This window comes from Staphylococcus sp. GDY8P47P, from assembly GCF_016892225.1.
GTDB lineage: Bacteria > Bacillota > Bacilli > Staphylococcales > Staphylococcaceae > Staphylococcus > Staphylococcus borealis.
In genome coordinates, this window is the sequence record NZ_JAFENV010000018.1 from 4,100 (window position 1) to 10,451 (window position 6,352).

The 6,352-nt window shown below is 35.5% G+C and carries 6 protein-coding genes; all 6 read left to right on the forward strand.

All coding sequences use genetic code 11. From position 1 onward, the window contains the following. Positions 1-154: 154 nt before the first annotated feature. The 6 genes from JVV30_RS08010 (at position 155) to JVV30_RS08035 (ending at position 6,225) form a co-directional block, all read left to right on the forward strand. The gene (locus JVV30_RS08010; protein ID WP_075108055.1) at positions 155-1,330 is read left to right on the forward strand and encodes a SulP family inorganic anion transporter; all 1,176 of its coding nucleotides are present in this window, start codon (positions 155-157) and stop codon (positions 1,328-1,330) included. Beyond that, positions 1,327-2,451, forward strand: coding sequence for an amidohydrolase (locus tag JVV30_RS08015; RefSeq protein ID WP_204193957.1), 1,125 nt, complete (start codon positions 1,327-1,329; stop codon positions 2,449-2,451). Before JVV30_RS08010 ends, JVV30_RS08015 begins: the two co-directional genes overlap by 4 nt. Positions 2,452-2,579: 128 nt before the next feature. Continuing rightward, positions 2,580-3,461, forward strand: a complete 882-nt coding sequence (locus JVV30_RS08020; protein ID WP_204193958.1) for an SDR family oxidoreductase — start codon at positions 2,580-2,582, stop codon at positions 3,459-3,461. Between the two features lie 80 nt (positions 3,462-3,541). Then, entirely contained in the window at positions 3,542-4,153 is a 612-nt protein-coding gene (locus tag JVV30_RS08025) for a flavin reductase family protein (protein WP_070854616.1), read from the forward strand. 118 nt (positions 4,154-4,271) lie between these two features. After that, positions 4,272-5,582 carry a Na+/H+ antiporter NhaC family protein gene (locus JVV30_RS08030; protein WP_070854617.1) on the forward strand — a complete coding sequence of 437 codons (1,311 nt, stop codon included), beginning with the start codon at positions 4,272-4,274 and terminating at the stop codon, positions 5,580-5,582. 127 nt (positions 5,583-5,709) lie between these two features. Beyond that, complete coding sequence (locus JVV30_RS08035) at positions 5,710-6,225, forward strand: SRPBCC family protein (RefSeq protein WP_070854622.1); 516 nt, start codon at positions 5,710-5,712, stop codon at positions 6,223-6,225. The last annotated feature ends 127 nt before the right edge of the window (positions 6,226-6,352 follow it).

The following is a 6,352-nucleotide window of genomic DNA, read 5'->3' on the forward strand; positions in this document are numbered from 1 at the left end:
TTAAGCGCCTTCTCAGTTCAGTCAGCTACTGCGAATTTGCTAAATAGCATTATTATATTATTTATGTCCCAGACTCCGCTCTTTTTCTAATTTAAATTGATAGAAAAGTTTGACAATTATGTTACGATATAAACTAATAGGGGAGTGACTGGTAATGAAACGATTAAGCTATAAGCAACAATGGCGTGGTGATGTTGCACAAAATATCTTGGCTGGTATCTTAATGGGGTTAGCATTACTCCCAGTATCTATAGCTTTCTCGTTTATCGTGCATATTAGTCCTACTGTAGGGTTGATGAGTTGTGGATTAATGATGTTGTTTATAAGTTTGCTAGGAGAACGGATTAGTATGGTATCTGGTCCGAGTAGTGGTATTTCTATTGTAGGTGCACCACTTGTTGAACAATACAATGTTCATTATTTAATTATGTCAACAATTGTTATGGGCATCATTTTGATTATCTTTGGGTTATGTCGTATAGATAAGATACTCCATCATATTCCCGATACTGTCGTTATAGGATTTATGAATGCGTTGGGGATTTTACTACTTACGACACAAATAAAATATATATTTGGCATTACAACTGCAACGTATTATGTAGCAATTGCAACATTTCTTATCATTTATTTATCCTCGAAATTGATACGATTGATACCGGCGCCACTAATCGCCATCATCGTATTAACAGTAGTAAGTTATTTAATTAAACCCAATGTTCAATTGGTACATGATTTAGCACAAATTCGACTTACCCTCCCTAAGCCCTCTGTTTATACAGAATTACTAAATGCACATGCACTTAGTATTATCATGTTATATGCATTAACCATGGCTATCATTTCTGTCGTTCAAACCAATCTTACTAACGATATGATGGACACCATAACGCAAAGTGAATCGAATAAAGATCGTGAAGTGATGGGTCAAGGGTTAGCTAATGTGTTAGTTGGATTTCTAGGTGGCTATGGTTCAAGCGCTTTAGTAGGTCAGTCAAAGTTTAATTTTAAAATGGGCGCCACAACACGGTTAGCGACATTGATTACTGGAATGTTTCTTTTATCTTGTGTTGTCATTTTGGGCCCAATTGTAGGATTAATTCCTATGGCAGTTTTGGCATCGGTACTCATTACGATATCCTTAAATACGTTTGATAGACGTACATTTAAACATTTGAGAGAAGCGCCAATTACACATGGCATCGTTATGATGATAACGATGATATTAATTTTAATGTCTCACAATTTAGCTATTGGTGTCGTTATAGGGACATTGATTTATTATGGCATTCACTTTATTTTCAAAAAGAAAGGACGACAATCGATATGACAACGTTTAATGACTATGTCAATTGGAGACGAACATTTCATCAATTTCCTGAAGTATCTCAGAAAGAATACGAAACGACGAAACGTATAAAACGTATATTACAAGCATATGATATTAAAATCATTGACCTTCCTTTAGAAACAGGTCTCATAGCTGAAATTGGTCAAGGAGAACCATGTATTGCTGTACGTACAGATATAGATGCGTTACCGATTACAGAGCAAGTTGACCATGAATTCACTTCAACTAATGAAGGCGTGATGCATGCGTGTGGTCACGATATTCATATGGCTAGCATCTTAGCTATTGCCACTAAATTAAAAGAACAAGAGCAAACACTTAAAGGTCGTGTGAAATTGATATTCCAACCTGCAGAGGAAACGGGTTATGGTGCTAAAGCAATTGCAGAGACAGACGTCTTGGATGATGTCAAAGCTATTCTTGGATTCCATAACTATCCAACATTAGATATTGGAGAATTTGCAATTAAGGCTGGGCCTATTACGTCCGCTGTTGATCGTTTTGAATTTAAAATTCACGGTAAAGGCGCGCATGCTGCAAAACCTGAACAAGGTAATGATCCAGTTATGGTACTCGGTCAATTAATTACAAGTCTACAAACGATTGTAAGTCGAAATATATCGGCTTTTGATAGCGCGGTAGTGACGATTGGAGAAGTATCATCTGGTAATACATGGAATGTAATTGCTGATCAAGCTTATGTCCAAGGCACAGTGCGTTCGTTTAAACCTGAGATTCAAAATTATATAGAACAGCGATTTCATGAGATAGCCCAAGGGTTAGAGCAATTATTTAATGTAGAAATTGAAGTTGTTTATACCAGACTTCCAGGAACGGTAGTCAATGATGCGTACTTAACGCAACATGCTAAAGAAGCCGCTAAAAAGGTCGGTTATAACATCATTGAATTAGAGAATCCGTATACGATTGGTGAAGATTTTTCTGGTTTATTAGCTAATCATCCTGGTGTGTTTGCATTTATTGGTTCAAATAGTAAATACGATCTACATCATCCAAAATTTGATCCAGATGAACGTATACTTGAGAAAGTCCCAGAATATTTTATAACGCTCATTGATCAGTTGTTTGAAGCGCTTTAATTTAATTCATCGCCAATGATGAAATTTAAATATGGTGTGTGTGACTGTATGATATTTTTCAATAATTGATTTAATAATCAATAAGAATGGGTAAACAAACACTAAACATGCTTTAGGAGTTGAATAAAATGGGCGCACAAGATCCAAGAACTAAATTTAAGTCATCTGATTATGAAAAGCAAGAACAAGATTTACCAGGACTTCAATCCAATTTAACACCACAACCTGATTGTGGGGAAACTTCCTATGAGGGGCATCATCGTTTATTGGATTATAAAATGTTGGTAACGGGAGGCGATTCAGCAATTGGACGTGCGGCAGCTATCGCTTATGCGAAAGAAGGCGCCGATGTTGCCATTAACTACCTTCCAAGTGAAGAACAAGATGCGCAAGAAGTTAAAGACGTTATTGAAAAGGCAGGACGTAAAGCTGTCTTAATACCTGGGGATGTTCGTGATGAACAATTTAATTATGATTTAGTTGAACAAGCGTATAATGAACTAGGTGGTTTAGATAATGTGACATTAGTAGCAGGTCATCAACAGTATCATGACACATTACAAGGATTTGATACGCAATCGTTTAAAGAAACATTTGAAACCAATGTATATCCAGTATTTTGGACCGTGCAAAGGGCATTGGATTATTTACAACCTGGTGGATCTATAACAACAACATCATCTGTTCAAGGCTATAATCCCAATCCACTTATTCACGACTATGCAGCATCAAAAGCAGCCATCATCTCACTCACGAAAAGCTTCTCTGAACAACTAGGAGAGAAGGGGATTCGAGTGAATTGCGTTGCACCTGGTCCATTCTGGTCTCCATTACAAATCACTGGAGGTCAGCCACAGTCTGCGATACCACAATTTGGTCAAGATACACCACTAGGTAGAGCAGGACAACCTGTAGAACTCGCTGGCACATACGTCTTACTTGCTTCTGAAGACTCAAGTTATACAACTGGTCAAGTCTTCGGTGTAACTGGTGGTATTCAAATTAATTAAATATAAAATTGTAAATCCAACGCAAGGGTTTGAATAAGACTCTTGCGTTTTTATAATGAAATGAGTAGGAGTGATAGAGCGTGAAGCACATTGATCCTAAGCAATTAACAGATATTCAAAATTATAAATTATTAAGTGGCTCGATTATTCCAAGACCGATCGCATTTGTTACATCTTCAGATAGCGATGGGCGTTTAAATGCCGCACCATTTAGCTTTTTCAATATCGTTAATAATGCGCCACCTATGATTGCTATTTCCGCACAAAGAAAAGCAGGAAAACGCAAAGATACCGCAATCAATATGGAAAACGTTAAATCATTTGTTGTTCATATTACGGATGAAGATAATGTTGAAGAAATTAATAAAACTGCAGCGCCAATCCAACCTGAAGACAATGAACTTGATTTGACTGAACTCCATATGATGACTTCTGATATTATTGATGTACCAGCAATCAAAGAAGCCAAAATTAGATTTGAGTGTCAACTTGAACAAATGATTTTATTAGGCTCTGAAGATGAGGGCGCCGATTTAATTATTGGAACAATTGTTAAGTATCATATACAGGACGATGTATATTTTGGAGACAGTAAAATTAATGCAAATCAACTCAAACCTGTTGCACGTTTAGCAGGTAATGATTACGCTAAATTAGGCGAGCAATTTACAATTGAACGACCCAATCATTAATGTCATGTCACAAACGATGATTTTAAATATGCAATTTCCATAAAACTTTATTGACGTTATGACAGTATTCTTGTAACTTTAATAATAAAATTATTTTTATAAGGAAAGTAGGTTAAGTATGGAAGAACAAAGAAAAGGCAATGCATGGGCGTTACTGCCACTAGTATTATTTATTGCCTTGTTTTTAGGTGTTGGTGCAGTTACAGGTGATTTTACAAATATGCCCCTTAATGTAGCAATCACAATTACTGTTATCGTTGCCTTAATTATGAATAGAAAAGAAACATTCGCAAATAAAGTTGAGGTATTTACAAGAGGTGCAGGTCATTCAAACATTATTTTGATGGTCTTTATCTTTATATTGGCCGGTGCCTTTTCAACCACAACTGAAAAAATGGGTGGCGTTGAATCAACTGTAAATTTAGGTTTATCATTAATACCGCAGAATTTAATTATCGTTGGTTTATTTGTAATATGTATGTTTGTTTCTATTTCAATGGGTACTTCAGTAGGAACCGTTGCGGCATTAGCACCTGTTGGCTTTGGGTTTGCTCAAGCAACGGATATTCCAGCAGCGTTAGCAATGGGTACGGTTGTAGGTGGTGCCATGTTCGGCGATAATTTATCGATGATTTCTGATACAACGATAGCTGCCGTTCGAACGCAAAAGACACGAATGAAAGATAAATTTAAAGTGAATTTTTGGATTGTATTACCAGGAGCACTATTAACAATTGTTGTCTTATTCTTCCTTACTAATGGTATTTCAATAGATCACTCTAAAAGCTATGATTACAATTTAATTAAAGTCATTCCTTACGTATTGGTATTAGCCTTAGCACTGATTGGTGTGAATGTAATCATCGTTTTAATCGGTGGTACATTATTATCTGGTTTGATTGGCTTGTTTGATGGTTCTTTTGGTTGGAAGGGATTATTACAAGCAGTATCAGAAGGAATTATTGGTATGGAGGATATTGCAATCATTGCAGTGCTAATTGGTGGTTTAGTTGGAATCATTCAACACAATGGTGGCATTGAATGGTTACTGAATTTTGTTCGTTCTAAAGTTAAAACGAAACGTGGCGCAGAATTTGGTATTGCTGGATTAGTGAGTGCTGCAGATATTGCAACAGCTAATAATACAATTTCAATTATCATGTCGGGGCCACTTGCGAAAAATATTGCTGATGAATATGATGTTGATCCGCGTAAATCAGCAAGTTTGTTAGATATATTTGCGGGATGTTTCCAAGGCTTTTTACCTTATAGTCCACAAGTCATTGCAGCAGCTGGCGTGGCAAGTATATCTCCGTTTAGTGTTATGCCGTATTGTATTTATTCCTTTTTACTAGGAATTTGTGGCATTTTAGCGATTATATTAAGATATCCACGTGTTAAAGCTAAACCGAACAGCAATCTTAAGTAATCAGCACAGTTGTGTAGGTTGTTTTTTATTAAGAAATTTAAAATAATTAAACATTTTAATAGTTCAAAGTTTGGAACTGTATTGAAATACGTTAAAATAGAAGTAAGAGTGAAAGTAGGTGAAACAAGTGGCAAAATATAATGTAGAGAATGAAAATGTTGAAATTCATATCGAACGCTTATTGAAATACTCACCAGAATTAGTATATCAAGCTTGGACAGACGCAGATTTATTAAAACAATGGTTTATGACTTCTCAACGTACAAATAAATCTATTGATGTAGATATGAAAGAAGGCGGTTCATATCGAATTGTAGATTCACGTAATGGGCGTCAAAATATAATTCAAGGTACATATCAAGAACTCGTTAATAACGAGTATATTAAAATGACAATTGGTATGCCTGAATTAAGTGATCAAGAAGATATTATTGAAGTCGAATTTGAAGAACGTGAAAGTGGCGGTACACAAATGTTCTTCTATTATCAGTCATTAGTCGAACGTGAAAGACGTTTAACAACATTAGAATATAAACAAAAGAAAAAAGAATATCATGACTCAACTGTTCATGGTCTAGAATTGATGTTCGATAAAATGCATCAAATACTTGAACAATATGTAGAAGATAATCAATTGTTATAATCAATGACTGAAACGACTACAAACATTGACAGTAGTTGGTTGATTTCAGTTAACAATGGTCTCATGATATCTCAATATAAGTCAGTCATAAAAGTAGGGGTGGTAAATAAATAATATAATGAAGCTA

Coding starts and splice junctions, on each gene's coding strand:
- JVV30_RS08010 (WP_075108055.1), top strand. CDS start 155: ATGAAACGATTAAGCTATAAGCAACAATGGCGTGGTGATGTTGCACAA.
- JVV30_RS08015 (WP_204193957.1), top strand. CDS start 1,327: ATGACAACGTTTAATGACTATGTCAATTGGAGACGAACATTTCATCAA.
- JVV30_RS08020 (WP_204193958.1), top strand. CDS start 2,580: ATGGGCGCACAAGATCCAAGAACTAAATTTAAGTCATCTGATTATGAA.
- JVV30_RS08030 (WP_070854617.1), top strand. CDS start 4,272: ATGGAAGAACAAAGAAAAGGCAATGCATGGGCGTTACTGCCACTAGTA.